Origin of the sequence: Pseudomonas sp. WS 5503 (assembly GCF_012985385.1) — a bacterium.
GTDB classification, from domain to species: domain Bacteria; phylum Pseudomonadota; class Gammaproteobacteria; order Pseudomonadales; family Pseudomonadaceae; genus Aquipseudomonas; species Aquipseudomonas paracarnis.
The window spans coordinates 69,063-96,054 of record NZ_JAAQWI010000008.1 but is presented as its reverse complement, the minus strand read 5'-3'; the positions used below and the strand labels follow the sequence as shown (position 1 = coordinate 96,054).

The window sequence follows — 26,992 nt, the reverse complement described above, 5'->3', positions numbered from 1 at the left end:
GTATCAGTCATACAGCCAGGGTTTCAACTCCTTCAGGTTCTCCACCACGATCTGTTGCGCCTCTGGTTTCGGGTCCATGTTCTTTGGATCAATCTGATAGCGCTGCAATACATACTTGACCAACGCCTGGCGACAGGGAATCTGCAGTCGCCCATCGACCATCCCGAAATCCTCCTGGATTATCGCTTTTTGCATCACCGTCAGACGCTCATCGGGTTTGATGATGACGTTGACTTCGCTATTCCACTGGTCGTCGTCCGAGAGGCCATTCTCGGTTTCGCCGTCCATCAACTCAGGGACCCCGCGTAGTCGGCTCAGTACAAAGTCCCGGTACTCGCGGTTTTTTTCGCAGTAGGCGCGCACATGCCAGCGCATGCCTGTGTAAACCAGCGTATGCGGTGCGATGGTTCGCCCTTCAGGTTCGGGGCTGTTGAGCGAAACGTAGTCGATGTCCAGACGCAGATGCTCCCGGCAAGCCTTGAGCAGTGGGCGCAGTATCTCGGCCTTGATCGAGCGATCCGGCACCTCCAGCACTTTGGTATGGGCGTAGGCCAACGCCAGCCCCTCAACGTGTGGCGCTCGGGCATTGTTCTGGTAAAGCAGGTGCAGGTAGGCGCTGGCACTGTCGTCGATGAACAGGGGCTTGAACTGTTTGCCCGGCACGTACCCCTTGATCTGTCGATCATATGTAAGGTTTTTGGGCGCATGCTCGGTGATGTACGTATTGATGTCCTTTGACGCCTGCTGGCGGCTGATGCCGAAGCTCTGCATCAAGTGCACCGTGGTCAGCCGGCCTTCCCACCAGGCGACGGTTTCAATCAGACGATAGCGAAGGGCGAGGTCCCAACGGACCTGCTCGATGGTTTGCTTGCGTTTCATGTCGCCTCCATGTGAGTGAATACTTTACCTGTATAAGTCTACATTCTAGACGTGTCGTTTAACACTACATATCGTGACTCTGGCAAGTTTGGAGTTTACGACATGAGGGACATGTTTATGGATGGTTGGGATTGGACGGCGTCGGTAGCGATGCTGATGCTGTTGATGATCCTGCTGATGCTTTTGGTGCAGTATCTGCAGACTAACAAAGCCTGGAGATTGCTCGAGCATTGGCATGCGACCACGAAGGAGCGCCAGCAGCGGCTGAGCTGGCACGCCGAAGAGAATCGCGAGTTGAAATCGGCACTTCGGGCTGAGAAGGCTCATGTGGAGCAGTTGCAGCGCAAGGTGGAGATTCTGCAGGCTTTACTGCCCTAGGTGTGAGGCACGAGTGCCTTGATTCAAGGTCCTCGTGATTGGCGCCGATACGGTATTAACATCAGGAGGGCGCATGCTCGATTCGCTGGAAATTTGCAGGCTTCTGGAAGGCCATGGTTGCAGCTTGAAGTACAAAGAAAAGGCCTACGCTAGAGGCTATGAGCACCCTGCGCTTGAGTACCCGCTATTCGTCAAGCATAAAGCTATCGGCGCCGTCGGACTCCAACCATTGGTTTTGCACCCGGCATACCGCAAGTCAGTGCATTGGGAGCAAATAAAGGCATTGACGCAGGGCGCTCCCAATGAGAACTATAAAAGCACCAGCCTGGAAGTATTTCCGCGCGCGCTCGACTCAACCAGCAATACAGGTATTGCGGTCAATTGTGCGGATGATGAAGACTTGCGCAGCCTGTTCGCAGTGCTTACCGGCGAATCGACGGCCTTCGAGCAAGGTTTGGAAGATGAATTCAGCCTGATTGAGATATTCGAGCAATCATCATTTGGGCAGCAAATTGAGAGTACCGAGCGCGAAGCCATTATTCGAGCGCGGGTAGGACAAAGCGTTTATCGCCAAGCTCTGCTTAAGCATTGGCAAGGTTGCGCCGTTAGCGGTATAGCGCTTGCTTCCATGTTGCGTGCTTCTCACATCAAGCCTTGGCGTGACGCGACGCATCTGGAGCGCCTCGATCCCTTTAACGGACTGCTTCTGACGCCCAACCTGGATCAAGCCTTTGACCAGGGGCTGATCAGCTTCACCGACGAGGGCGATATTATTATTGCGCAAACCTTGAGCGCTGAACTGCAACGGGCACTTGGTATTACCCCGCAATGCCGATTGCGTAGCCTTCATGACCGTCATTTGAACTACTTGGCCTGGCATCGCGAGCACGTATTCAGTGGCTAGTGGCTCGTGTTAATCGTTTGCCTGAAAGGTGATGGGCCAGGAACCAGTGTCAGAGGCTGGATTCTCCTGGGAGGCGGTGTAACTCCGCATGTAAATAATTAGCAGAGACGCTATATGGGCGCGGTCGCCCAACAAGACAATAAGGGGCATGATTGGTGGCGGTAGATCTGAGGGACAACACAAATCTGAAGGCAGCCTGCGAGGCGGTATTGGCGCACAATCGCGAACTGCCCTGGTATCAGAACTGGCTGAAAAAACTGTCGGAGTTCCTTCGTAAGGTACAAGACGCTGATCAGGAGGAGTTTTGTAGTCCAGCGTTTCAAGAGCTGCTGTGGGAAAGTGAGGTTATTACTACAACGGGCATGGGCACGGTCAATGTGTCAGAGGTGATTGCCGATCCTAGAGTCGCCGAATGCCTTTGGAATCTTCGGGCATCGCTAAAAACTGTTGACGCTCACCTTCATGATCAGGTGCTCAACGAAGGCTGGCGCGAGTTGAATCAACTCGTCGCTCCACCCGCTGTGCGGCGTAACCCTCGGCTCAAAAAGTATCGTCTCTTCGCCGCGTTGTGCCCAACAGAACTGACCACACTCGCTCACTATCCCAAATTGCGTACTTTGGCGTCGTTGATAGGCGTCGGAGGTTCGGAGCGTGATCTTTCTCTGCACCAGGGCGTACTTGAACGCTTGAACGATGTTTTGGGTAATCGGGAAGAAGGGCTATCAACACCGTCGCTGGAGCGTATGACCCTACCTTGGCTGCTCTATATGAAATTCGTCCAGGAGCAGGAAGCCGAAGCCACGGAAATCGCTGACCCCAGCACGGGCCAGGAGCGTCTAAATCCTTTACCTGCTGAGCGCCGACGCCGCGGCATGCTAGCCATTGGTGGTGGTATCGCGACCATCCGGGCGATCATTGAGTTCGCCAAAGAGGGGTGCAAACGAGAGGACCTGGTGGAACACATGCGCTCGATCAACCCAAGTCACGCGACCTCAAGCATCCGAACGCAACTCAACTCACTCATTGCCGAATGGGGCGTGCTGCGGGCTCAAGGCGAGGAGATCCATCTGACACCGCGAGGTGAGGGTCTGCTGGAGACAGGCGAGCCTGATGAAGTATCGGACTGGCTGCTGACTCGGGTACTCGGTGTTGATCATATGCTCTTTGCATTGCGCAACGGCCCAATGTCCGTCAGTGCGATGAATGAGGTGTTGAGAAAGGTGAACCCCGGGTGGACCAGCGACCGAGCATTGACCAGCCTGACCTTTTGGCTGCGTGCCCTGCAACTGGTCGAAACCAGAGCAGACAAACTGCAGCACTTGACCGAGCTTGGCGAAACCTGGGCAGCGCAAATCTACTGGGAACCCCAATCGCTTGCTCCGGAGGCGGGGAGCGTTGCAGCCAGCTTAGTGCCATCCAGTGAAGAGGCAGCGCCATTCGAGCGCCCCTCGCTGGAAACCATCCTGCGTAGTTTCCCGGAAGATATCGCCTTTCCGATCAGCCTGGTTGCCCGCCTTGATGCCGGACTGTGGAGTCATCAGCGCCGTCACTTCGCGGTGCTCACCGGGCTCAGCGGTGCCGGTAAGACGGTACTGGCGCGGGGGTACGCGCTTGCGTTGCACGAGGGGCAAACCCACCCCGCAGAGGGACTGCTGACGGTTCCCGTGCAGCCTGGTTGGCATGATCCCTCTTGCCTGCTGGGTTACGTCAATCCATTGAATAGCGAAAGCTACGTACGCACGGCATTCGTCGATTTCCTGCTGAGAGCCAGTGCCGACTCCGAGCGTCCATACACGGTTGTGCTAGACGAAATGAACCTGTCGCACCCGGAGCAATATTTGGCGCCGCTGCTTTCTGCCATGGAGACAGGTGATCACATTGAGCTCCATGCTCAGGACAATGATATCAGCGGTGTGCCGGCGACCATCATGTACCCGAGCAATCTGGTGATCATCGGCACCGTCAATATGGATGAAACGACACATGGTCTGAGCGACAAGGTGCTCGATCGGGCGGCAGTGATCGAGTTCTGGGATATCGATGTTGAAGCGTTCCCTGGCTGGAAAACCAGCGCGTTGGCCGAGGAACAAGTTGTTAGAGTGCGCGACACGCTCAAAGGGTTGGTCAAGGCCTTGCGCCCGGCACGCCTGCATTTTGGCTGGCGGACGATCCATGATGTTATCGGCTATATCGAGCAGGCCGAACGCGGTGGTGTGATTGACTTCGATACAGCATTGGATCAAGCCATCTACGCCAAAGTCCTGCCCAAACTTCGCGGTGAAGACACGCCGCGGGTCCAGGCCGCCTTCGCGGACACCAGCACCTTGTTGCGGGATATGAGGCTGGCGGACTCGGCAGCCAAAGTCGCCGAGTTGCAGGATGATTTGCGCTCTATGGGTTCCGCCCGGTTCTGGCGCTGAAAAATGGCGATTATCCGATGCATCGATAAACAAGGCAGCACGTTCACGGTCAACCCCGAAGCGTTGGCTTCGGGGTTCATGGAGCGCGGCACTTATTATTTCGAGATTGTCCCCGAGTCGCGCTTGTTTGTTGATGATGAGCCGTTGGAGGCCTCGCGCCATGAGGCATTTGACGCGTGGCGATGGGAGCCGGGTTTTTATGCGGGCAAAGTCATCGCTGAGTTGGTTGATACCGGCGGCAAAGTCTTGGCGACCTACCACTTTGATGTGGCTCCAGATCAAAACAAGCTCGGCGAGACGTCGTTTGCCGCGATGCTCGACGAACTCCTTGCCTTCGATACACGGTTGCTGTTGGGCAATGAGTACGCCCAATTGGAGGTGGGTCGTGAGGGACGAACCAGCAACCCGCACCTGCAATATGCACGGCTGAAACGTTATGGTCCGGCGTTGCTATCGGCGTTTACCGAGGTCTTGCGCAAGCCTCTTACACGGTTGCACCGAGAGCGCACATTACGGCCAGCGCACCAAATGCGTCGTATTGATCGCCAGACTTTGCGTCGTGCCTTGCAAGACCCTGCGGCGACGGCGTTGCTCTATAACCTCGAACAGGCCAATGCCAGTGATGAGGTGTTGCACTTTGATGTGCCCACTGTGTTCGAAGACCTGGATAATCCAGCCAATCAGGCGTTGGCTGTTGTCCTTGGCGAAACCCTGCGACGTAGCCGTCACGTCATTGCCGCGTTGCAGAAGATCATTGAGGGGGAGGGCAACACGGGTGCTCGCTCCGCGTTGACCCCTCGGCTTGGACGGCGGATTGAGTTCCTCGAAGGCTTGCACAGTGACCTTCGTAGGATTCAACGCAAGGAACCGTTCTGTTCCCTCCTTCAGCCTCGAATTTCTGCAGCCGGGCTCAACGCGATTTCCGCTCATCCCGCTTACGCTCGGGCTTATCGCCATGGATGGTACGTGCTGCGTCCTGGTATTGACGGCAGTAGCGAGGGAGAGCGCTTGTGGATCAGCCCGACGTGGGAGATATATGAGCGTTGGTGCTACCTCCAGGTGGTGGCCATGATGAAGTCGATTTATCCAGACCTGCAGTGGCGTGATCTTTGGCCCGGTTCACGCATGGACGTCGTACGTTGTGAAGGACGGAGTACCGACACACAGGTCAATGTCTTACTACAGGTACGTTGCCCAGCGTTCGACCAGCCAGCGAGCAACGGTTTTTCCAGCATTTCCGGGGAGCGCTACCCCGACATTGTTGTCACCGTGGAAAGCCCGGCGGGGAGCTCGTTCATTGTGATGGACGCCAAGTATCGGGTTGAGCGCAAGTGGGTGCTGGAGGGCATGGTGTCTGCGCACTTGTACCGCGACTGCTTGCGCTGGAAGGGATGCAAACCGGATTTATCGATCTTGCTGGTGCCTCGCGCCGGAGGTGCTCCGTTGTTGGAGACGATGACATACCAGAAAGCCAACGGTGTTGGCGTCGCGGTGCTGAGCGTTGAACACAATGGATTGCAGGCGGTGTTAAAACCCTTTGTAAGGGGCTGCACAGATTCAGAGTCAGCGGAGCTTCCTATGGCCGCAATCCTGAGCAACTGAACTGAAATTTACGTAACACTGAAAAAGGAAGCGCGATGACGAAAATCATTTCAATGGCTGAAGCGGAGTTTGAGCTTGCACTCATGCAAGCCGAAAGTGATTCCATGGCCAGCAGCGATCTTTATATCTGGTTGCGTGAATGCGGTCTGTCGCCCGAAATCGCTGTAAGACTCAAAGAGCTGGTGAACGTGACTCAGCGTATAGGTAACAAGGTTGTCTCCATCGGCAAGCTGATCGTGATGAAGTTGCGCGAATTCATCACGGCGCATAAGGGCTTGGCCATTGGCACCGTATTGGGTGCGGCTATTTGCTTCGCTGGTTGCCGCGATTCCGTTGCTCGGTTCGATATTGGCGCCCTTGGGTGCACTGCTTGGCCTGACTATCGCGGTCTCCGGTCATCAAAGCGATAAGCAACCGACCGGGAACGGTTCAGGTGTGAATCTACTGGAGCTTCCACTGAACCTGATCGAAATCGCTCGGACGTACTTTGATCTGTTCATTGAGACTCTCCAGCTTGTCATGGCTGAACTGGCATCGGCGAAAGCATCATGAGTCGGCAGCCGAAGGTCAGCAAAAAGCAGCTACTCAAGGTCATCGATGAGCTTGAACGGTCACCCCACGACCGTGTACGCATCCTGGGCGAGGTGGGCATTAGCACGCTCGGTATCGGCCTCGGTGCCGCTGCAGCAGGCACTGTGGCAAGTATCGCGGGAGCGACCAGTATTCCGGTCCTCACCACGGCCGCCGGTTGGGTAGGTGTCACTGCCGTGGCTGCGACACCACTTGGCTGGGCACTAGGCGCTGCGGCAGCCGGTGGCGTTCTGGCCTACGGCGTCTCGCGCTGGATTCGCGGAGGTGCGATGTCAGAGGGCCGCAAGCAGGAGTTGTTGCTGGTCTATCAGGAGCGGTTGGCTGAGATGGAAGCCAAGGAGCGCATGGGGGCTGTCACGCTGTTGGATAAGTCCGGGTTTATTTCGTCACTTCGCGAGGTGATCGAGAAAGATGTCATCAGTGCAGATAAGGCGCTGCGGCTGATCGAGGCGGTCGAAGGCGGGAAGATGGCGTTGCCTGAGGCTTATCGATTGGTAAAAGCGCTCTTGCAGGAGTAGGGCGGCAGGGGGCAGTAGTCAGCAAAACACAGACGGATCATCCGATCACGACACGTCTTGTCGCGCTGCTCCCTCATGCTCGCCTCATCAGCCAATCATAAGGGACCGCAGCATGAAAAATCTGTTCGCAATTATTGGCGTCATCGTCGTTGTAAAAAAGGGCTTTGAGTTCTTTCGTGAATACAGCGAGATGAAACAGGAACTGGACAAGCGCGCCGGTGATTCGGCCTGACACAGTACGGTGTCCACTACTCCATTAAATGCAAGACCAACAGGTTATCTCTATGCCCTGGCCGCCCCATCCCTTCACATTCACTTGCCCTCAATGCCACTGGCATAAAACAACGGTGCCACCCAGCGATGCGCTGCGTGAGGGCAAAGATTGGTTCTCGGCTTGCCCTTCATGCCAGCACGTCGACCTGGATGTCCGGCCTGCGACGGGGCTGGAGATTTTTAAAGCCAAGCTGGTGCAACCATTCAACTGAAGCCCCATCTAGTTGCGAGGTTCGCGATGCGTAACGATGAAACTGACAGTCACCCGGATGACCGATCACTCGCGGAGGTTGAAGCTGAGGCAGTGGTCGAGTACAGCGAAGAATTCGCCGCCATGATCCTTGATCAGGATACGAATGGCCGGTTCCAGGAAATTGATGTCGACGACATGCTCGCACTGCTTGACCACATGATTCTCGAGGCTCGGGGCTTGGGCAGTGTGCATTAGATGCCTGCTCGGCCGTACAGGTGCGCCTTTATCGATGAGGGGGCGCCGTGAACGCGTTGGCAACAAGACGGTGTCACCGCAGGCAGAGCTTTAACTCTTGGTCAGAATTGGGTAATTGCACAGACTTGCCCACCCATTTGCATTCGGCCTGACCAGTCATTTGCATCGGATTTGACCAGCATACTTCGCGGACACGACCGGGAGAGAGCGCCCCATAGCTGCCAGTCATTTGTGTCTACAGAATCAAGGGCAATTCAGCCCCCCTCTTGTGTGGCGTGGCGTTGAGAGGAATAGTGGAGCATACGCAGTAACCGGCGGGACTTCGGAGTAAAGCAATGTCAGCAAGCGCGGGAGTTGTGAAATGGTTTGGTGGTTACAATAAAGCCAAAGACGCTGAGAACAAATTTGGTTTTTTGGAGGGCGTATCCGGTAGAGATGTGTTCCTTCATCAAAGTCAATGGCTTGGTCATGGCAAGCCTGTCGAGAGTCAGCTTGTTTATTTTGAGCTGGAAGAGCACAAAGGCAAATGGTCCGCCAATAACGCCAATGCCTTGACTGACGTGCCCCGCGATAAGCAACTTGAACTGCTTGAAAAAATCACTAGTGGACCCAAAACGTCCGTCGCAGAAGCAATAAGTGAATTCATAACATCAAGGATCAGTGCTGATTTAAGCTCCGCCACAGGCCCTAACGCTCAAGAACTCATAGATAGGGTTGGCCTGAAGAAACTGCTGACCATACTTCGTTGGAAACGCGAGTGGCGGCAGAATATCGAGTTCCTTGAAGCTAAAGGCCTCATAAAACCGTTATGGGACATCGAGTGGTCGTCACTACCGACACCGTACATCGGCCAGCACGCTGAGCAAATGGCAAACCATCTGCAGGCCCTTGAGCAAGCGGAGGCTGTGCGCCTTGTACAAAACACCGCCGGAAATTTCCCACCAGACCTTAGAATGTTTTGTCTGCTGGCTGGCTACATTGAAGATGTGGACGAAGATGGTAGCTTTTCAGAGAGCATGCGAGCCTCAATGGATTCGTATGTAAACAAAATATACTCCCAATCCGTGAAGCTACCGGAATACCTGACGCAGTATATTAAAAATAAAACGCTTCCCAGTGGCGGTATTATGAAGCATCCGCTTATCGGATCGATCTTCAGCTACTACCAATTCAAGAAGTATCTGCACGAAAAGGATCTGAAATTTATAAGTCTGTACGACACCAATGAGCACCTGCAATCGAAACTTGGCAGTTTCGTACTGAAAGAAATATTCAGCCTGATCTTGGCCGGCAACCCGCTGGATAACGTTTACAGCCTGTTTATGGGACGTTTGTGGGAGGCAATTTCATCCGGAAAAATTGACCCTTCGCAGCAGGTCAGCGAAATCCTTGAGTTGTTCCCTGCATGTGGCACGATCAACCAATCGCTTTCCTGTGAAGCAGTTTATTGGGAAAAACAAGAGATGTTTCTTTGCCGGGGGCGTGAGTGCACACGCCCTAAAGTGGTTGGCCTTACAGAGCCAAAAAACTATTGTGACTTCACCATTTATGACTGGTTCTCTCATTACGGCATCAACTATCTGACCGAAAAAAAGCCGACAACCCGTGATTTCCCCATCAAACTTGCTGGCTACCTCAATCGACTGAGAGAGATTTTTAAGACTCTTCATTGTCGTCAGTGCTCATCCTTAATGCTTCCAGACTTGCAATACGCTCGAGTTGAATATACCGCAATAGAAAATGGCAGACTGGTAAAAAAGAATATGGCACCGGCGTATCGTCTGACGGTCTTCAGATGCTCAAATGCGGCTTGTCTAGAACATCAGGTTGGTCACTATATAAATCACTGCATGGGCTACGACTGCTACCACATTATTGACTCGCGAGACTGTAAAACAAAGTGCAGTAGCGGCCGCTACATTTGCAAAGGCTGTGGTAGCTGCTGCTCGGATCACGCCAAAAGCAATCCAGTCGGGCTTTGTCCCGACTGCGGATCACCACTCAAGTTATTTGAATCACAAGAGTATGATTCCTACAAAAGAAAGAATAAGCGCTATGCCAAGTGCGAAAATCAGCAATGTAATTTCAGCATTATTCCCGATAAATTATCCAAGCGCTTCTATCTCGACAGTTGCGGACCTGTAAATAGGAAGTGAGTAGTCCGGGCTCTTGTAGATACTCGATGACCGTTTTTTGCCGTTCTCTGCCGGTCATGGTTAGAAAGCGTACTAGTCAAATCCGATGCAGTCGATGGTCAAAACGAATGCAAATGACTGGTGAGGCCGAATGCAAACGGGTGGTCAAGTGGAGTGCAATTCCGCAAGAATTAACGAGTGGTCAAACTTGAGGGGTGATACCTGGCCGTCCATGCTTCAATCATCGCAGGAGTGGATACCGCCGCGCACCGCTTTGCCTTAGTCGTCACATACGGCGATTGCAGCGCTCTACAGCAATGCCTTTGGTGCTTCGCTAAGTGGGTCCAGGCAACTGGGCTGATGGATTACACAGAGCTCACCTTGTCTTCTTCGTGCCCATACGCTGCTGCCGCCCGCCGCAATGTGTCTCTCATCTGCTGGCGCAACTCTGCCGGTTCCTGCACCACCAACGAATCACCCAGCGACAAAATCCACCAGTGCAGTTGCCACGTATTGTTTAGGGTCGCCCGCACCTGAAAACCGTCCGACAGCGCTTCCAGCACCATGTCCGTGCTTAATGGTGTCTCTCTAATCAATCGCGCCTGGTGTTCGCTCAGCCAAGCCTTGAAACGAATCTTCTCCGGTTTGCCAAATTGCAAAGCGTCAGTGGCAAGGTATGTTTTCAGCTCAAACAACTCCAGCCCTTGGCATGGCGTATCGAGCCCCGTTACTGCTCGAAAGCGATGCACTGCGAACTGACGTACATCAGTGTATGGCGCGGCGGTAGCAATGAGATAGGTTACGAGGCCACGCTGGACAATGGCCAGGGGGTTGAGGGTCAGTTCACTGAGTTTGTTGTTGTGCGCCGAGTAGTATTGGCAGCGCACCTGCTGCTCGCTGATTAGGGCGTGCTGCAGTGCCTCCAGTGTCTCTGCCCGAATTTCCGGGGCTCGAAGGTTGAAATCCGGCCGAACGCTGGCGACCTTGTCAGGCCAGCGGGCTGCGGGGTTGCCATCTTTGAGGCCTTTGAGTCTTTGCCGAGCGTGCTCGAAGCGCGGTTCCAGAACGCTCAGCATACTGCCCGGAAGCAGCGGGCGGACGGCATCTTCGACTAGCGAAAGACTTACGGCTTCGGTCAGGGTGATGCCCTGCAATTCGACGCTCACGCCTGGCTTCCAGTACCAACCGAATGGCGTACCGCTATCGTTGCACTGCAGTGGAAATACTGTGGATAGGTCGCGCAAGTCGCGTTCGATGCTGCGGCGGCTGATAGAGTAACCAGCAGCAACTAAACGGGTCAGCAATTCACTGACTGTAATACCCGGGGCGCGTTTGGGGAGCTGTTGCAACAGCTCCCACTGACGACTAAGGGCGCTGTGAGTCTTTGCTGAAGGCAAAAGGGTCATCCTCGTAGAGTTAAAGCTGGCCTTTGGCTGGCGAGTAAGCTTCTTAGCTGTCTATCGGCGTGAATCCACCAACCTTTGGTGTGGTCAATGCGTGAACCCTCATAGACCGCTGCTGCCCGGTGGATTTCAGTCGAAACTTGGCCTGCGATGCTCCTGCCAGCTCGTTGGCACTAGCGAACGGCTGAAACGCCCTAAACGCGCTTTATGGGGCGATGCGTGTAATCCGGTGGTTGAACTGCTCGCCTTGAAACCCCTGCAGGCAAGTAGTCAACCAAGAAACAGTTTGAGCAGCACGGAAGAGGTACCAACACCTGTTAGCAGTAACAGCCCTAACAGGGTTTTAAACCTAGAGCGTTGTTCCTGTAGCGTCCGCTGGAAGTCTTCACGCTCGGCGCAGAGCATTTCCTTCACCCCCGCCAGTTCCTGCGAGACGCTAGCGATGGCCTGGCTGTACTCCGCCTGTTGAGTATTCAGCAGTACCGTCATGGCTTTGAATGAGGTGGCGTTGTGGTGCAGTTGCGCCTGCATCAACCGGGTCAGGCGCTCTTCACTGGACGCGAGCCCGGCATCGAGGCTGTTCAGTAACTGCTCCATACCTTCCAGGCGCAGTTGGGTACTCTGTGCCGCCTGGAGGACGTCGTTACCGATTTTCGAAACGGCTGACCGCACCTTATCGACTGCGTCCCCAAGGTCATCATTCGTCGCGGTGAAGCCGGTATCGATTTGTCGCCGCAGGCCACCTCCCTGGGCTTGAATATCACTTTTCAACTGGTCGAGGTTGTCGCTTGCAAGACGCCGGGCCTCCTCAACCAAAGGTTGATTTATCAAGTCGTCGAGCAAACGACCAAGCTCTTCGCGTGCCTGCTGGATCTCGGGGTCGAGGGTTGTACGGTCCATCACTTTTCATCTCCTTTAAGCATTTTGTCGAGCTCGCACGGCAGCAGCAGCCCATAAAAGGCATCACACAGTTGCTCGACGCTGTTCCTGGGTCGGGCAATCGCACTGCGCACGGTGCTCAGCTCCGTCCTGAATGCCTCAAAGATGTACTGTTTGAATTTAACGGCGTGCACCAGGCTTAGTGCCATTCGCTCTTTGAAGAGGGCATGTTGCTGTTCGGCGTTCAGCAGCAGCCCTTCAGCTTCCTTAAGGTTGAGCTCACGGCGCAGCACTTCCAGTTTCATTGCCTTGAGAATTGTTTCACTGTTGCGCATTTGCTCAACAGCGTGGTTCCGTGTGGTTTTGAGTCGCGCCCCCAGCGCCTGATTGGCCGCCTCGGCATAGGTGTAACCCACCATGCCTGCCTGGTTTCGAAGCACTGAAACATCGGTCTGAAAGTTACTGCTCAGCAAGTAACTGTCGGTCCAGTATCCGTCCAGCCTGGCCTCGAACGCGCGCAACGCTATGGTAGAGGGCGGGCTCATATCACCCACAGCCAGTTTGGCGGAAGAGTCCTTCAACCCGTCCCAGAGGTCGCTCCAATGGCGGCGAATACGCAGCTGAAACGCATTCAGTGCTTGCCGGAGCACGGGCACGGTTTCACCGGGTGCGAGTTCGACGTCGAAGGTAAAGTAGCGCTTCAATCGCGGCACATAGGCATCCCGATTGAAATGCCTCAGACGCCGTTCATGACGACGGTACCGCCGTTCCGCGCTCAGGTGTTCGTCTGCTGCATCGCTTAACTGTGTCTGCGCTTCAATCACACGATCCTGTGCCCGGGAGATAGCGCACTCCAGATGGGGCCGCCGGTTGTTGAATTCATCGTTTTCGCGCTGGACCTTGGCTTCGATGAATTCTCCCACCCGAAACGCAGACCACAGTCGGGCATACGGACTGGCCGCGTCCGTGACGCTGGCCAACAAATCACGGCGTAATGCCTCAATTACATGACTTGCACGCTCGAAGTACGCTTGCGAATGGTTGCGCATACTCTCGAGAGAATCACCAAACTCGAGCGGGTAAATATGCTTGAGCACCTCCGCAGGTGGGCGTTCATCGTGGGTGCACATTTCATCGTAATGGTGCTGCTGGATATCGCGCACTGTAAGGGGGCTCGCGTCCTCGGCCTTGCAGAACCAGGTCTGGAAACTTGCCGGCGAAAACGTGTAGGTCAACACAACGCGAAACCGGCTGGGTTGCAACATCCAGTCGTTGAGTGCCTCAAAATCGAGGGCATTGGGTTGGAAAAAACCCAGGTTGTCCGCGCGCGCTACCAACAGGATCAAATCAGCCGATGCGACATATCGCTCGGCGATTCGCCTGACTTCGATTTGTTCATGCTCATTGATCGCATTGATCCCCGGGATGTCGATCAGCCGCAGGTCCAGGCTTAGCGCCCCCTCTGCTTCATGCTGGAAGAACAGACCCGGGATACGGACATTCAAGAGGGGCGAGGAGCAGGTGGTCCCATTCATCACCTGCTCGCGAATTTCACCGAAGCGTTCCGCTGCGTCGTCATTGCTCAAGCCCGTCGCGTCCTCCCCCAAATACCAAAGATCGTCAGGGGAGCGGCCATAGCGAATTGGTGTGGCGGTAGACGATTTTCCCAGCCGTTGCCCGCCTCGCAATACCTCGGAAACGTCGGGCAACGCATCCTTGCGAATGCCGAGCAGATCCAGAATCAGCGTGGTTTTGCCAACCTGAGTCGTACCGTAGACCACCACAGTAATGTGCTCCGAGCGGGTGAAATCCCCGACCAGCTCGGGGTCCACCTCGGCGACGAAGCGATCATAGGCTTGCTGGGCCCAATCGTTGCGCTGGCGAAACTTTCTCAGCCACACATCAGCCACGATCCAGCGCCTTGATGACGTTGGTGCGAGCCACGTCCATGCGGTGCAGGTTGCGGGTCAACGAATCGTGCTTGGTCAACTCACTCCCCAGCCCATAAGCCAGGCGCAGGTTCCTGGTCATCCGGTCATCGAGGTTTTCCATCAGATCATCGTAGAGTTCGAGGCTTTTCTGGATGTGCGATTCGGCAAAGTGCATCAAGCTTTCCCGAATGAAGCCTTTTTTCGCGGCGTCGTACGCCTGGACCTGATTGGCCGTTTTGTAAGCGATAAAGCCAAACGCGATGGCTCCCGCTGCCGCCATCGAAAGCGTGCCGCCGAGGCCAGCCGCCGCGCCCCCACCGGTCATCGTGTTCAAAACATCGAATTGCCCATCAATGGCAACATCTACCGCCATGATGGCGGCAATCGACTTGATCAGCGGTCCGAAGGTTTTTTGAGCCTGTGGCAGCTCGGTTTCGATTTCCGTTCGCAGCGCGTTGAAATCAAAATTCGCCAGCTCTTTGTTGAGTAGCTCTGGATTGCGCAGCGCAATGGCCTGATTGATCCGAACGTATTCCATCGTCATCGCAGGCAGCTGTCGCAATACCTCTTCGAGCTGCTCACCCTTGAACAGTTTCAGCTCGCTGCTGTCCTCGTCTTTCAGGTTTTGCCCCATCAACAGGCGCAAGTCTTGGCGAAGCGTGAGGAGTTTTTCGTCTGGGATTTGCTCCATGGTTGTCCCGTGGCCGATCAGGTTTTGCAGCGGCTGGGCTGACAGTGCCAGCGTCCCTTCTTCGGGCGGCTCAATATCAAGTTCCTTGCGGGACATGTCGGTGATGGCGCGATAGTCACTGATCAACGGTGACCGGGTGTCATCGTCCGCACCGTTCCAGCAGTCGACAATGCGCTCCTGAAAACGCTGTTCATGCTCACCCGACTGGAACGTCAGAAAATTACCGGCCTGACGCAGCTTGGCCTTCAGCCCTTCCTCTTCCTCGATGTACTTGGAAGTCGCAACCTTGATCGTGTGACTGGCGTAGTCGACCATGTTGTTTCGCAGTTCTTTCGCGTATCCGCGCCGATAGCGATCGGATGCTTTGCGGAACGCGGCACGAACTTTCTCGACCTGGCGCTCCTTCAAGTGCTCGTTGATACCTTCGCCTGCGGCTTCGTCGCGAAGCGCCGCAGAAACATTGTCCAGCTCATCATTGATGATGCGTTCCAGCTCTTCGATCCGAACGGTTTCCGAGCCCGCAGAAGACAAGGCGTACTTGCCTACCACGTCCATGATGTTGCGGGTCCATTTCCTTCGGTAATCGTCATCTCCCACGCCGGTGCAGACTATTCGATCAAGTTCGTGCCCCGGTACTTCGAACACATCGGCAACCGTCGCCGTCAGGTCCTCGATCTGCTGGCCTTCCAGCGCTTCTGTTTTGGTAACGGCGATAACCGGTTTGCGGTCGGGGAAGTATCTGGATTTCAGGTCAGCCAGAATTTTGATCTGGGCGTTATCGGCAATTCGAGTGCGGTCGGTTACCAGTACGCTACCCAGCGAGTGGATCAGCGTATGGCGCATCAACCCCTGCCATTCGGCATTCTCGCGGTTGAGCATCTCGTAACCGGGTAACAGGACCAGACCGAAACTCTGCGCCGAAAAATACCGTTTCGGCACATACAGCTTGGTGAACAGGTAATCGTCGTTGACGTCGTAGGCGCTGATAATGCGGCGGAAATCTTCCTTGTTGAGAGTCTCTTCCTCACGGCCATCAGCGCCGGGCTTGTAACGAACTCCGACGGCATAAGGTGCCGTGACGTCTTTCTCGAGGATAAAAACCGGCACTCGTTCACCACGGCCCTGATTATCAACCAGCCACTCGTCTTCACCGTTGAGGTTGTAAAGCTCCCTGACCAGGCGCGTCTTGCCCGCACTCTGGCTGCCGGCAACGCAGATGTAATACAGCGAGGAGAGTTCGCGGGTAATGCGCAATTTGCGCAAAACCGACTTCAGCGTGGCGCGGTGGGCCGAACGGCTATCGAGGCCGGCTACTACATCCAGGACGCCAGCAACGGCGTGTTCAAGATTTTTGATCAGATCTGGGGTCACTTAATCATCCTTTTTGGTTGACCGGCGATGCTTTTCAGGCGAGTCCGAAGGTTATCGGCGGGCCACTAATGAGCTTTAAGTTCTGCGCATGCATCGCGGTAATCACCCAGGTACGAAAACCTGTGTCCCTACATGGATCAGCACACCCACCAACCCACCCACCAGCGTTCCGTTGATCCGGATAAACTGCAAGTCCCTGCCCACGTGCGCCTCCAGTTGCTCCACCAACTCCTCCTCATTCCACTGTTCGATTCGTTCGCGGATGTAGTCACCGATCTGCGCTCGATAACGTTCGACCATAGGCCCGGCGAGGGCGAGGACTTGTTCGTTGATCCAGCTTTGCATGGCAGCGTCTTCGCTCAGGGCTTCGCCCAGCTTAAGCACGCCGGCGTTCAGCTGTTGCCGCAGGGTGGACTGGTCGCTGTGGATGTCGGCTTCGAACCAGTCGACCACGCTGTCGACCAGGCCGGTGAGGTAGCTGTGCAGTGCCGGATGCAGGATGAGCTGTGCGCGTAGTTGGCTGGCGCGCAGGCGAAAAGCCGGGTCATCCTTGAGCTTGGCGACAAGCGCGAGCAGTTGCTCGTCGAAGTGTTTGCGCAGTTCGTGCTCGGGGTCTTCATTGACTTCACTGATCACGGTGGAAATACGCTTGACCAGTTTGTCGGAAGTCCAGGTGCCGGCCACGCCGCTGAAGGATATTTCCTTGCCAAAAATGTTGAAGCGCAGGATGTCTAGTTCTGCGGCGATCAGGTCGGCGATGCGCTTTTGCGTGGCTTCGCTTTGCATCATGAGATCGATCTGATCAAGCACGCCTTCAAGCACCTCTTGCGCTCTGCCGTCGTCGGTCAGTACTTCAAGTAGCTGGCCGCTGATACACGCCAGGTCGACTTGTTCCAGGCGTGCGAGGGCAGTGCTACGCACAAACTGGCTGACGCGCTCGTCGCGCAGAGCACCGACGCTGTGACCCGCCAGGCGCAGGGAGAGGTTGGAAAAGGCGGTGGCGTGGGCGGGATTCGAGAGCCACTCGGCAAGACGCTTGGCGGTGTCGAATTCGCCGACTTTGGCTAGTACCTGCTCGCGAGAGAGGAAGTGCGTGCAGATGAATTCGCCCAGGTTGGCACCGATGCGCGCCTTGTTGCGCGGAATGATTGCGGTGTGCGGGATAGGCAACCCGAGTGGACGTCGGAACAGGGCTGTGACCGCGAACCAGTCGGCAATGGCGCCAACCATCGCTGCTTCCGAAAACGCCTTGAGGTAGCCGGCGAATACCGGTTGCGCATGGGCAAGTTCAAGCGCCGTCACGTAGAGAGCAGCCGCCATCAACAACAACCCGGAGGCAACTGCTTTCATCCGGGCTAGCGGCGTGTGGAGTTTGAACATTAACGAGTCCTTGGTGGGGTTGGCGTAACTGCAAAAAATCTCCAGGGCTAGCCGCCTATGGATCCAAATCCTGAATGAGTGGTAGCTTAAAGCCATCCGCGGCAAGATGTGTCGCATTCGGTGTGCGAAATCCACAAAATTCGCCTTATCACTGCTTTCTCTCACCAGCCTCAAGGAACATCCTGGAATGGATTACCAGACGCTCAAAACCCGCCATCGTATCGAACGCGATGCTCATCACCCGAATTTAGCTTTACGTGTGCACCGGGCTCTGAGCTGGTTGAACCGTGCCGAGCAGGCTGAGGATGTGGACGGGCGTTTTATTTTTTTATGGATTGCCTTTAATGCGGCCTATGCCACGGATATTGATGAGCAGTATCGGTTGTCCGAGCAGGAGTCATTCAAGGGCTTTTTGCAAAAACTCTGCACGCTGGATACCGGGAACCTGATCGAAAAGCTTGTTTGGTCGGAGTTCGCCGGGAGTATCCGTGCGCTGTTGGATAACCCATATGTGTTCCAGAGCTTCTGGGACTTCCAGAACGGCAAGATCACTGAGGTGGAGTGGGAGGAGCGTCTGCGGAGCGGCAAGCGCAGTGCACAGTCGGCGCTGGCCAACCGTGATACGGCGAAGGTGTTGGGGGTGATGTTTAACCGCATTTACACCCTACGCAATCAGTTGATTCATGGTGGTGCGACTTGGGAGGGCAGCGTTAACCGGGCGCAATTGCGCGATTGTGCGAACTTGCTCGGCAAACTGGTGCCGCTGGTGATCCTGTTGATGCTCGATAACCCACACACGCTCTGGGGCGATGCCTGTTACCCGGTGGTCAAGACCTAGTACTTCTTTTTTTGAACATTTTTCTCACTGGAACATGTTCCGCGCCTAGATATCTACCCATGTCTTGCGCCGTATCACGGTTTAAATTGGGCCCCGCTTGCGTGAGCGGCCACTGGGTTGTCTCCCGCCATTCGTACCGTCAGCATGAGCGGCCTGTGCTTCCAGATGCCCAAATAAGTCAGCCCGTTGCTCCATCATCTTGGCGGGATCTGCCAGATACTAAGCGTGGTTATAAAAGCGCCTGACGGCATAGAGCTCTGCGTGGGGTAACCGTCGCACTGTCTACGTTAACTGCATACAATTCAATAGGTTATGATTGTTATTGGGCTTTATTACCGCTCTGGCAGCGCGCTTGCGGCATTTTTCCGTCATTGAGTTGCGCTGCCTTTGTTCGAGGTTCTAACGCATCGATACTACTTTCATGCCTCTTGTTCCCTGAACGGCTGCGACTGACAAGCTGCCAGTGGCGGCTTGCTGGATGTGTTCACTCCACCAGATCATCATGGGGCGTCTGCGTTCAATGTAGTCCGCCCGGTTGTAGGCGCTGCGAACCTCGTCCTTATCCACATGAGCAAGCGCGACCTCGATCAGCTCGGGGTCCCATCCCTGTTCGTTCAGGATGGTGCTGGCGATGGAGCGCATGCCGTGACTCACCAATCGCCCTTCAAAGCCCATACGTTTTAGGGCCATGTTTGCTGTCTGGCTGTTGCAATGATCCCGTGGGTCTCTATCTGCCGGGAACACGTACTCTCTGTGTCCGCTGTAGGGTTTGATCGTCTCTAGCAGAGCAAGAGCGTGTTCGGTCAGAGGTATGACGTGAGCACGTCGCTTCTTCATACGTTCCGCTGGGATCGTCCAGGTTTTCTTATCGAGGTCGATGTCAGCCCAGGATGTCGTAGCGGCTTCCGCTGGGCGGGTCATGGTGTGAAGTTGCCATTCAATCAGGCAGCGTGTAGTTCTTTTTATGCTCGCATTGGCAATGGCGACCATTAGCTCTGGCAGCTCTTCGGGGCGGAGGGCAGCCATGTTTTGCTTTTTCGGCTTTTTGAACACAGCCCGAATGCCGCTGAGCGGGTTGGCAAAGATCATTCCCGAGTTCACGCCGTAGGTCATGATCTCGTTGAGCCGTTGGGTCAGTCGCTTCACTGTCTCCAGGCTGCCTTTGGTTTCAAGAGGACGCAGCAGTTCGATGACCGTTGGGGCATTGATCTGCGAGATAGGTGTTGTTCCTAGTGTGGGAAAAACATGCAGCGTGAGCGAGCGCCAGATGTCCTCGGCATAAGCCTGAGTTACAGAATCCTTTTTCAGTTCAAACCACGCAGACGCCACGTTCTCGAATGTGTGCTCGGTTGCCTGCCTTTTTGTCTGCTCTAACTCGCTACGTTGTTCTTTCGGGTCGATGCCCTGGGCGAGAAGCTCTCTGGCTTCGACCGTTTTCTTCCTGGCTTGCGCGAGCGAGAGTTCTGGGTAGGTGCCGAGGCCCATATTGATGCGGTTTTTGGTAATCGGCTGCCGGTAGTTGAAGTTCCATAGCGTAGAGCCATTAGCCCTTACACGCAGCTGTAGACCGTCTCCATCACTGAGGACGTAGTCCTTGTCTTTCGGCTTTACCGATTTGAGTTGGCGGTCAGAGAGGCGGGTGGCTTGGGCGCACATGAGGTGTTCCATGACATCAATTGGTATTCCAAAAATTACCACTGAAGGGCTTGGAATACCATCTGGAATACCCGATGTCGTGGATTGTGCCGGACGTCCATGGACGCCGGCAGACCCGAAAGCCTTGATTTTGCTGGGTTATAGGCACAAAAAAAGACGTCCGTGGACGTCTTTAGATGTTGAAGTGGTGGAGCCGGGGGGATTTGAACCCCCGTCCGCCAGTACTCCGCTGTCGGTACTACATGCGTAGCCGTTTCTATTAAGTTAACCCTCAGCGACCCGAAGGGCAGGGTGCTTTGGGCGAGTTGTGTAAGTTTTAGCCGCTTCGTCCACAACGTACTGCACGGCGATTCTGTTTTATATGACAATCACTTTGGGTTTACAGACATCCCCTGGTGATTGCTGGACCCGAAGGTACCAGAAGCTCAGGGCTAAGGCTGCTTACGCAGCGAGAGCGAATTCCTGGCCGTAGTTTTCGTCATTGGCAACTATAAGAAGTTGCAACAGTGGATTTACGAGTTCTGTTACCAACTCGGCATGCACCTAAAGTTTCGCGACCGGCGTCGAATCCTAAACGGCCCCGTGCTTGTAACTCGTTGTTTCTTAGTGAGTGACAAGCCTGTGCAGTGTACGCCAAAACGTCAGCGAAGGCCAACCCGAAGGTTGGCCCTCTCGCTTACTGGCCGCCTTTCTCGCTGTTCTGCAGGTCTTGCAGGGCCTTGGAGGTGATTTCGATGCACTTCTTCTCATCACCTTCGGCGTGGGCGGCCTTGGCCTGGGAGACGGCGGTGTCTATTTCGCCACTTTTACCGCTGGTGTCGGTGGCGAGCAGGGCTTTGCCGTTGTTGATTTTGTCCAGGTTGATCTGGCACAGGTCTTTGTCACTGGCGGCGAAAGCGGGGGAGGCGAGCATCGCAGCGGTCATGAACAAGCCAGCAAGAGCGGAACGCTTCATAGGGTGTCTCCTTGCGCAAAAGGGCTCGACGCTGCTGGCGTGCAACCGCTGCCAGCGACATCACTGATGGGCCTCGTTTGTCGAGGCCTATGCAGATGACTGCGCCGGCGCGCGAGGGTTCGGTTTTTTTGCCGGGTCAGTGGGCGCGGGCGCGGGTGACGCGGTCTACCAGGTAGACCAGGCCGTGGTAGTCGATGCCGCCATGCTGGCTCAGGCCGATCTCGCAGGTGCGGCTGGTGGAGATGCCTTCGCTGCAATATTGCACGGCGTCCTTGAGTGAGCGCAGGGCGTGGGCGTTGAGCTCTGGTGTGGTGAAGCCTTTGTCGCCGGCAAAGCCGCAGCAATGAATACCTTCGGGGATCACCACGGTTTTTGCGCAGCGTCGCGCCAGTTCGATCAGGGCCTGGCTTTCGCCCAAGTGTTGGGTGCTGCAGGTGACGTGCACGGCGATGGGCGCTTCCTGGGGTGTGAAGTCGAGGCGGTCCATCAGGTGGGTGCGGATAAAGCGCACGGGGTCGTAGAGGTCCAGGCGCGTTTCTCCCAACTCTTGCACCAGGCGCAGGGTGCAGGGGCTGGTGTCGCAGTAGATGGGGTCGAGGCCGCCGCGGCTGGCGTGGAGCAGGGCGCCGATCAGTTCCTGGCGCTTGTGTTCGGCCTGTTCGGCGTAGCCTTTGGAGGCGAAGGGTTGGCCGCAGCAGAGGCTGTCCTGGTTGTCGGGGAAGACCACCTGGTAACCGGCTTTTTCCAGCAGTTGGCGGGTTTTGTCGTACAGCGACATTTGCTCTTTATCACCGGCTGCCGGGCCCATGGCGCGGGAGACACAGGCGGCCAGATAGACCACGCGCGGGCGCACGTCCGTCACCGCGGGGCTGAAGCGGATGGCCTTTTCGGGCTGTGGCATGGCGTTGGTCCACTGCGGAATTTGCCCCTTGGACAGCTTGGTCAGTGTGCTCGAGAGCTTGGCCAGCCGTGGAGCCCCCAGCAGCATGCGCGCACCGTTGGCGACGTGCAGGGTGAAGCGCGCACCTTGCAGCGCGGTGGCGAAATGGCTGGCGAGCCAGTCTGCAGTTTTCGTACGGTCGGCCTCGCGGCTGCGCAGTTTTTTTACCAGGTCGCCGGTATTGATGCCTACAGGGCAGCGTTGCGCGCATAACCCGGTGGCGGCGCAGGTGTCGATGCCCTGGTAGTGGTAGGCCGCTTCCAGTTCGGTGGTGTCCACGCCTGCGCGTTTTTTGGCCTGGATGTCGCGCCAGATCACGATGCGCTGGCGCGGGCTCAGGGTCAGGCCTTTTGAAGGGCACACCGGTTCGCAGAACCCGCATTCGATGCACTTATCCACAAGCTCATCGGCGGCGGGCAGGGGCTTGAGGTGTTTGAGGTGGATTTGCGGGTCTTCGCTGAGCACCACATCCGGGTTGAGGATGCCGTTAGGGTCGAGCAGGCGCTTGAGTTGCCACATCAGTTGATACGCGTCGCTGCCCCATTCCAGTTCGACGAAAGGGGCCATATTGCGGCCGGTGCCGTGTTCGGCCTTCAGCGAGCCACCGAACTCCACGGCCACCAGTTGCGCGACGTCGTCCATGAACGCTTGATAGCGTGCGACTTCTTCGCTGCTGTTGAAGCCTTGGGTGAACACAAAGTGCAGATTGCCTTCCAGGGCATGTCCGAAAAGGATGGCTTCGTCGTAGTGATGTTTGTCGAACAGTGCGATCAAGCGGTTCACGCCAATCGCCAATTGTTCTACCGGGAAGGTGACGTCTTCGATGATCACGGTGGTGCCGGTTTTGCGTACGGCGCCTACGGCGGGGAAGGTGTCTTTGCGGATCGCCCACAGGCGGGCGTTTTCCAGTGGGTCTTCGGTGAAGTCGACTTGTTGCTCCACGGGAAACGCCGCCAGGGAGGCCATGATGCGCGTCAGTTGTTCGTGCAGCAGCGATGGCGAAGCGGCGCGGGATTCGATCAGCAGTGCGCAGGCGTTTTCCGATAGGTGCTGTACGAAAGCAGGCATGCCCGGTTTGTCCTGTACCGAGCGCATGCTGCGTCGGTCCAGCAGTTCAACGGCGGAGACTGGCTGGGTTTTCAGCACGGTGACTGCGGTGCAGCAGGTTTCGACATCCGGGAAGACGATCAGCGCCGAGGCTTTGTTGGGGTGATCGATCACGGTGTCGTAGGTGACCGCACTGATAAACCCCAGGGTGCCCTCGGAGCCGACCAGCAGGTGGCTGAGGATATCCAGCGGGTCATCGAAATCCACCAAGGCATTCAGTGACAGGCCGGTGGTGTTTTTCAGTCGGTATTTGTGGCGGATCTTTGCCGCCAGCTCAGTATTTGCCCGTGTCTGGCGACCTAGTAGGGCCAGGCTTTCAAGCAGTGCGCTATGTGACTGGCGGAAGGCTTGCACGCTGGCGGCATCTTCGGTGTCCAGGCGGCTGCCATCGGCCAGCACCAGACGGATGCCCGCCAGGGTGTGGTAGGTGTTTTGCGCCGTGCCGCAGCACATGCCACTGGCGTTGTTGGCGACGATACCGCCGATCTTGCAAGCATTGATCGACGCAGGGTCCGGGCCGATCTTGCGCCCGAACGGTGCGAGCCAGGCGTTGGCCTGGGCGCCGATGACGCCGGGTTGCAGGCGTATTTGGGTGCCTTGCCCGCGAATTTCGCGGTGGTTCCAGTTATCACCCAGCACGATCAGCACCGAGTCGCTGATGGCCTGGCCCGAGAGGCTGGTGCCTGCGGCACGGAAGGTCACCGGCACGCGGTCGCGCTGGGCCAGTTGCAGCAGAGTTACCACTTCGTCTTCTGACTCCACGCGGATCACCAGCTGTGGGATCAGTCGGTAGAAGCTGGCGTCGGTGCCGAAGGCGAGGGTGGAAAGTGGATCGTCGAAGCGACGATCTTGCGGGATCAGTTGTGCGACGTCGCTCAGGAAAGCAGCAGGCAGGCTCATCGGTCCTCCAGAAATAGCAGACGCCGGAAGGATGCCCCGGCGTCGATTCTTACCCTATTACGTGCAGGTCTCAGTGCACCAGCATACCGGTGAACCAGTACGCCTGCGCCAAGGTGATCAGCCCGACGATGGTGGCAAAAAACAGGCTGTGCTTGAGGGTAAAGCGGAACAGGTCGGATTCCTTGCCCACCAGGCCGGTGGCGGCGCAGGCCACGGCGATCGATTGCGGCGAGATCATTTTGCCGGTCACGCCACCGCTGGTGTTCGCGGCTACCAGTAGGGTGTCGTTGACGCCGATCTGGTGCGCGGTAGTGGCTTGCAATGAGCTGAACAGGGCGTTGGATGAGGTATCGGAGCCTGTCAGGAAAACTCCCAGCCAGCCAAGGAATGGCGAGAAGAACGGGAAGGCAGCACCGGTGCCGGCCAGAACCAGGGCCATGGTCGAGGACATGCCGGAGTAGTTGGTGACGAAGGCGAATGCCAGCACCATGCCGATGGACAGGATCGGCCAGCGCAGCTCAAAGAAGGTTTCTTTTAAAGTGGTAAGACCAGTTTTGAAGTCGATTTTCAACACCAACATGGAGACCAGTGCCGAGAAGAAGATCGCAGTGCCGGTGGCAGATATCGGGTCCAGCTTGAATACGGCTGGGATCGCGGTGGGGTTGGTCACGATGGGCGCGACTTTAACCACCAGTTGATCCAGGTGCGGGATCGCGAAATTGAACACCCAGCCGTACATCGAACCGCCCGCGGCGAACAGGGCTTTGAAGGGTTTGAGGGTCCAGATAGTCACCAGTACGGTGAGGATCAGGAACGGCGACCACGCCTTGAAAATTTGCCCCAGGCTGTAGGGCGAAACCACGGTGTTGCGCGGCAAGCCGAAGCCGCCGGCGCTGGAAGTGACCGCTACGCTGGAGGTGGCGCCGGCAATTTGTGCGCCTGCGGTGCGCTTGGGTTGCCAGACTTTCAGGAACAGCGTCAGGGCAATCAGGCTGGCGAGTGCCGAGGTAATGTCCGGCAGTTCCGGGCCAATGAAGTTCGAGGTGAAATATTGGGTGACGGCAAAGCTCAAGCCCGCCACCAAGGCTGCCGGCCAGGTTTCGCGAACGCCGCGCAGGCCGTCCATCATGAACACCAGCCAGAACGGCACGAACAGCGACAGCAGCGGCAGTTGGCGGCCGGTCATGGCGCCAATCTTGAACGCATCAATACCGGTGACCTGGCCGGCGACAATGATCGGAATGCCCAATGCGCCGAAAGCCACGGGCGCGGTATTGGCGATCAGGCACAGGCCGGCGGCGTACAGCGGGTTGAAACCCAGGCCTACCAGCAGCGCGGCGGTGATCGCCACGGGCGCGCCAAAACCGGCCGCACCTTCCAAGAAGGCACCAAAGCAAAAACCGATCAGCAACACCTGCAAGCGCTGGTCGTCGGTGATCGACAAAACGGAGCTGCGGATTATTTCGAACTGGCCGCTCTTGACCGTCAATTTGTACAGGAATACCGCTGCGACGATGATCCAGGCGATGGGCCACAGGCCGTAGGCAAAGCCATAGCCGGCTGCAGCCAGCGCCATGTCTACCGGCATCTGGAAGGCGAAAATGGCGACCAGGATCGACAGGGCCAGGGTGATGCTGCCGGCCACATGGCCTTTGAGGCGGAACACGGCCAGCGCCAGGAAGAAGAATACGATAGGAATGACGGCGGCCAGTGCGGACAGGCCGAGGCTGCCGAGTGGGCTGTAAAGCTGTTGCCAGGTTTGCATATGGGGTGGCCCCTGATTGTTGTTGTTTGGTGAGCTTGGATAATTGGTAATACCAATTTACAATCGCTGTGGGCTAGATTAAGAGCCTGGGCAGGGGTGTGTCAATTTGCCGCCTGCGAAACTTTGGTCGTAGGTCGGGAGGCGGGGTGTTCTGATCGGCGAAATTGAAGGTGTTCTGATAGGTGCTGCCGGCACGTCGATAGGCCAGAATAGGGGCCCCGGCGAGTGGTCGGGATGGCGGAGAGTGAGTTATGGGGTTTGATCAGGTGCGTCAGCGCCGTTTGTCTGACGATATTGTCGAGCAGCTTGAGGGGATGATTCTCGAGGGCACGCTGAAGTCGGGCGAACGCTTGCCGGCCGAGCGCGCGTTAGCCGAGCGCTTTGGTGTGTCGCGCCCATCGCTGCGTGAGGCGATTCAGAAACTGGCGGCCAAGGGGTTGCTGGTCAGTCGCCAGGGCGGTGGCAACTATGTGGTGGACTCCCTGGGTTCGACCTTCAGCGATCCGCTGCTGCACTTGTTGGAAAGCAATCCCGAAGCGCAGCGCGATCTGCTGGAGTTTCGCCAGACCCTGGAGGCTTCGTGTGCCTATTACGCGGCGTTACGCGCCACTGAGGTTGACCGTGAACGGCTGACCGCAGCGTTTGAGGCGTTGCAGGATTGCTATGCGCGCGCCGACGAGGTGAGCCGAGTGGAGGAGGGTGCTGCGGATGCAAGGTTTCACTTGGCGATTGCCGAGGCCAGTCATAACGCCGTGTTGCTGCACACCATTCGCGGGTTGTTCGACCTACTCAAGCGTAACGTGGTGACGAATATTGGTGGCATGTACCAGCAGCGTACCGAGACCCGCGACATGCTGATCAATCAGCATCGGGACTTGTACCTGGCCATCATCGAGGGGCGGGCCGAGCAGGCGCGCGAAGTCTCGACACGGCATCTGCTGTATGTGCAGGAGGTGTTGGAGGAGGTGCGTCAGGAGGTTCAACGCGTGGCTCGGGCGGAGCGACGCAAAGGGATGTAGCCCGCGTGG

20 protein-coding genes and 1 other RNA gene are annotated in these 26,992 nt (G+C 56.4%); 9 read left to right on the top strand and 12 right to left on the bottom strand.

Annotation, left to right across the window (positions count from 1 at the left end; genetic code table 11):
• Positions 1-3: 3 nt before the first annotated feature.
• Positions 4-879 carry a WYL domain-containing protein gene (locus HBO10_RS20355; protein WP_017528828.1) on the bottom strand — a complete coding sequence of 292 codons (876 nt, stop codon included), beginning with the start codon at positions 877-879 and terminating at the stop codon, positions 4-6.
• 102 nt (positions 880-981) lie between these two features.
• On the opposite strand from HBO10_RS20355, the gene HBO10_RS20350 reads away from it, so the two are divergent.
• The 6 genes from HBO10_RS20350 (at position 982) to HBO10_RS20325 (ending at position 7,292) form a co-directional block, all read left to right on the top strand.
• The gene (locus tag HBO10_RS20350; protein ID WP_017528827.1) at positions 982-1,257 is read left to right on the top strand and encodes a hypothetical protein; all 276 of its coding nucleotides are present in this window, start codon (positions 982-984) and stop codon (positions 1,255-1,257) included.
• Between the two features lie 73 nt (positions 1,258-1,330).
• Positions 1,331-2,161 (top strand): HNH endonuclease, encoded by an 831-nt coding sequence (locus HBO10_RS20345; protein ID WP_017528826.1) that lies wholly within the window; start codon positions 1,331-1,333, stop codon positions 2,159-2,161.
• Between the two features lie 155 nt (positions 2,162-2,316).
• Positions 2,317-4,581, top strand: a complete 2,265-nt coding sequence (locus HBO10_RS20340; RefSeq protein ID WP_017528825.1) for a restriction endonuclease — start codon at positions 2,317-2,319, stop codon at positions 4,579-4,581.
• Between the two features lie 3 nt (positions 4,582-4,584).
• Entirely contained in the window at positions 4,585-6,183 is a 1,599-nt protein-coding gene (locus tag HBO10_RS20335; protein WP_017528824.1) for a nuclease domain-containing protein, read from the top strand.
• A 35-nt stretch (positions 6,184-6,218) separates the two neighbouring features.
• Positions 6,219-6,593 (top strand): hypothetical protein, encoded by a 375-nt coding sequence (locus tag HBO10_RS20330; RefSeq protein WP_228392775.1) that lies wholly within the window; start codon positions 6,219-6,221, stop codon positions 6,591-6,593.
• A 138-nt stretch (positions 6,594-6,731) separates the two neighbouring features.
• Positions 6,732-7,292: a hypothetical protein gene (locus tag HBO10_RS20325; protein WP_017528822.1), complete on the top strand. Its 561-nt coding sequence runs from the start codon at positions 6,732-6,734 to the stop codon at positions 7,290-7,292.
• A gap of 550 nt (positions 7,293-7,842) precedes the next feature.
• On the opposite strand, the gene HBO10_RS20320 is transcribed toward HBO10_RS20325, so the two are convergent.
• Entirely contained in the window at positions 7,843-8,010 is a 168-nt protein-coding gene (locus HBO10_RS20320; protein WP_017528820.1) for a hypothetical protein, read from the bottom strand.
• A gap of 338 nt (positions 8,011-8,348) precedes the next feature.
• On the opposite strand from HBO10_RS20320, the gene HBO10_RS20315 reads away from it, so the two are divergent.
• Complete coding sequence (locus HBO10_RS20315; RefSeq protein ID WP_017528819.1) at positions 8,349-10,169, top strand: cold shock domain-containing protein; 1,821 nt, start codon at positions 8,349-8,351, stop codon at positions 10,167-10,169.
• Positions 10,170-10,513: 344 nt separating this feature from the next.
• Here the strand turns inward: HBO10_RS20315 and HBO10_RS20310 are convergent, their stop codons facing one another.
• The 5 genes from HBO10_RS20310 to HBO10_RS20290 form a co-directional block, all read right to left on the bottom strand.
• Complete coding sequence (locus tag HBO10_RS20310) at positions 10,514-11,545, bottom strand: WYL domain-containing protein (protein WP_032883475.1); 1,032 nt, start codon at positions 11,543-11,545, stop codon at positions 10,514-10,516.
• Between the two features lie 276 nt (positions 11,546-11,821).
• Positions 11,822-12,451 carry a hypothetical protein gene (locus tag HBO10_RS20305; RefSeq protein WP_017528817.1) on the bottom strand — a complete coding sequence of 210 codons (630 nt, stop codon included), beginning with the start codon at positions 12,449-12,451 and terminating at the stop codon, positions 11,822-11,824.
• The gene (locus HBO10_RS20300) at positions 12,451-14,340 is read right to left on the bottom strand and encodes a dynamin family protein (protein ID WP_017528816.1); all 1,890 of its coding nucleotides are present in this window, start codon (positions 14,338-14,340) and stop codon (positions 12,451-12,453) included. The genes HBO10_RS20305 and HBO10_RS20300 overlap by 1 nt, the downstream gene beginning before the upstream one ends.
• On the bottom strand, positions 14,333-16,423 hold the full coding sequence (locus tag HBO10_RS20295; protein ID WP_146469950.1) for a hypothetical protein: 2,091 nt from the start codon (positions 16,421-16,423) through the stop codon (positions 14,333-14,335). The genes HBO10_RS20300 and HBO10_RS20295 overlap by 8 nt, the downstream gene beginning before the upstream one ends.
• Positions 16,424-16,525: 102 nt before the next feature.
• Positions 16,526-17,803, bottom strand: coding sequence for a DUF445 domain-containing protein (locus tag HBO10_RS20290; protein WP_017528814.1), 1,278 nt, complete (start codon positions 17,801-17,803; stop codon positions 16,526-16,528).
• A 187-nt stretch (positions 17,804-17,990) separates the two neighbouring features.
• Between HBO10_RS20290 and HBO10_RS20285 the strand changes: the two genes are divergently transcribed.
• Positions 17,991-18,641: a HEPN domain-containing protein gene (locus tag HBO10_RS20285; RefSeq protein WP_017528813.1), complete on the top strand. Its 651-nt coding sequence runs from the start codon at positions 17,991-17,993 to the stop codon at positions 18,639-18,641.
• Positions 18,642-19,040: 399 nt separating this feature from the next.
• Here the strand turns inward: HBO10_RS20285 and HBO10_RS20280 are convergent, their stop codons facing one another.
• The 5 genes from HBO10_RS20280 to HBO10_RS20260 form a co-directional block, all read right to left on the bottom strand.
• Positions 19,041-20,297 (bottom strand): integrase domain-containing protein, encoded by a 1,257-nt coding sequence (locus HBO10_RS20280; RefSeq protein WP_017528812.1) that lies wholly within the window; start codon positions 20,295-20,297, stop codon positions 19,041-19,043.
• Between the two features lie 185 nt (positions 20,298-20,482).
• Positions 20,483-20,879, bottom strand: a transfer-messenger RNA (tmRNA) gene (gene ssrA, locus HBO10_RS20275).
• Positions 20,880-20,973: 94 nt separating this feature from the next.
• A complete protein-coding gene (locus HBO10_RS20270) occupies positions 20,974-21,252 on the bottom strand; it encodes a hypothetical protein (RefSeq protein ID WP_034126993.1) in 279 nt (92 codons plus the stop codon).
• A 136-nt stretch (positions 21,253-21,388) separates the two neighbouring features.
• Complete coding sequence (locus HBO10_RS20265; protein ID WP_034126994.1) at positions 21,389-24,199, bottom strand: FAD-binding and (Fe-S)-binding domain-containing protein; 2,811 nt, start codon at positions 24,197-24,199, stop codon at positions 21,389-21,391.
• Positions 24,200-24,269: 70 nt separating this feature from the next.
• The gene (locus HBO10_RS20260) at positions 24,270-25,964 is read right to left on the bottom strand and encodes a lactate permease LctP family transporter (RefSeq protein WP_034126995.1); all 1,695 of its coding nucleotides are present in this window, start codon (positions 25,962-25,964) and stop codon (positions 24,270-24,272) included.
• 251 nt (positions 25,965-26,215) lie between these two features.
• Between HBO10_RS20260 and HBO10_RS20255 the strand changes: the two genes are divergently transcribed.
• A complete protein-coding gene (locus tag HBO10_RS20255; protein WP_014719963.1) occupies positions 26,216-26,983 on the top strand; it encodes an FCD domain-containing protein in 768 nt (255 codons plus the stop codon).
• The last annotated feature ends 9 nt before the right edge of the window (positions 26,984-26,992 follow it).

What these genes read in the sequence shown, in the direction of transcription:
- HBO10_RS20335 (WP_017528824.1), top strand. Translation starts at nt 4,585, where the DNA reads ATGGCGATTATCCGATGCATCGATAAACAAGGCAGCACGTTCACGGTC.
- HBO10_RS20320 (WP_017528820.1), bottom strand. Translation starts at nt 8,010, where the DNA reads ATGCACACTGCCCAAGCCCCGAGCCTCGAGAATCATGTGGTCAAGCAG.
- HBO10_RS20355 (WP_017528828.1), bottom strand. Translation starts at nt 879, where the DNA reads ATGAAACGCAAGCAAACCATCGAGCAGGTCCGTTGGGACCTCGCCCTT.
- HBO10_RS20325 (WP_017528822.1), top strand. Translation starts at nt 6,732, where the DNA reads ATGAGTCGGCAGCCGAAGGTCAGCAAAAAGCAGCTACTCAAGGTCATC.
- HBO10_RS20350 (WP_017528827.1), top strand. Translation starts at nt 982, where the DNA reads ATGAGGGACATGTTTATGGATGGTTGGGATTGGACGGCGTCGGTAGCG.
- HBO10_RS20285 (WP_017528813.1), top strand. Translation starts at nt 17,991, where the DNA reads ATGGATTACCAGACGCTCAAAACCCGCCATCGTATCGAACGCGATGCT.
- HBO10_RS20260 (WP_034126995.1), bottom strand. Translation starts at nt 25,964, where the DNA reads ATGCAAACCTGGCAACAGCTTTACAGCCCACTCGGCAGCCTCGGCCTG.
- HBO10_RS20330 (WP_228392775.1), top strand. Translation starts at nt 6,219, where the DNA reads ATGACGAAAATCATTTCAATGGCTGAAGCGGAGTTTGAGCTTGCACTC.
- HBO10_RS20270 (WP_034126993.1), bottom strand. Translation starts at nt 21,252, where the DNA reads ATGAAGCGTTCCGCTCTTGCTGGCTTGTTCATGACCGCTGCGATGCTC.
- HBO10_RS20290 (WP_017528814.1), bottom strand. Translation starts at nt 17,803, where the DNA reads ATGTTCAAACTCCACACGCCGCTAGCCCGGATGAAAGCAGTTGCCTCC.
- HBO10_RS20255 (WP_014719963.1), top strand. Translation starts at nt 26,216, where the DNA reads ATGGGGTTTGATCAGGTGCGTCAGCGCCGTTTGTCTGACGATATTGTC.
- HBO10_RS20345 (WP_017528826.1), top strand. Translation starts at nt 1,331, where the DNA reads ATGCTCGATTCGCTGGAAATTTGCAGGCTTCTGGAAGGCCATGGTTGC.
- HBO10_RS20265 (WP_034126994.1), bottom strand. Translation starts at nt 24,199, where the DNA reads ATGAGCCTGCCTGCTGCTTTCCTGAGCGACGTCGCACAACTGATCCCG.
- HBO10_RS20305 (WP_017528817.1), bottom strand. Translation starts at nt 12,451, where the DNA reads ATGGACCGTACAACCCTCGACCCCGAGATCCAGCAGGCACGCGAAGAG.
- HBO10_RS20315 (WP_017528819.1), top strand. Translation starts at nt 8,349, where the DNA reads ATGTCAGCAAGCGCGGGAGTTGTGAAATGGTTTGGTGGTTACAATAAA.
- HBO10_RS20280 (WP_017528812.1), bottom strand. Translation starts at nt 20,297, where the DNA reads ATGTGCGCCCAAGCCACCCGCCTCTCTGACCGCCAACTCAAATCGGTA.